Annotated in this window: 1 protein-coding gene; it reads left to right on the plus strand. The window is 65.8% G+C overall.

Annotated features, from left to right (window positions below):
• On the plus strand, positions 1–486 hold a 486-nt coding region (locus AC1DYG_RS19475), incomplete at both ends, for a GMC oxidoreductase (RefSeq protein ID WP_477641502.1).

Consider the following 486-nt stretch of genomic DNA (forward strand, 5'->3'; position numbering starts at 1 on the left):
ACGTCATGGTCGGCCGGGCCAACCACCTGTGGGACGCAACGGGCACCAAGCAGGCATCGATCCCCACCATGGGCATCGACAACTGGGACGACGCCGGGGGACCGGCGTTCGCGGAGATCGCTCCCTTCCCCGCGGGCGCCGACCTGTTCATCAGCCTGTACCTGTCGATCACCAAGAACCCGGAACGCGCGCAGTTCCAGTACAACGCGTCGACCGGCAAGGTCGGGCTGTCCTGGCAGACCTCGCAGAACCAGCCCGCCATCAACATGGCGAAGCGGATCTTCGACAAGATCAACCAGAAGGAAGGCACGATCTACCGCACCGACATGTTCGGCGGGTACAAGACGTGGGGCGACAACCTCACGTACCACCCCCTCGGCGGCGCCATCCTGAACAAGGCCACCGACAACCACGGCCGACTGCACGGGCACCCCGGCCTGTACGTGATGGACGGCGCGCTGGTGCCGGGCAACCTGGGCGTGAACC

It is taken from the genome of Pedococcus sp. P1_H8 (assembly GCF_056405175.1).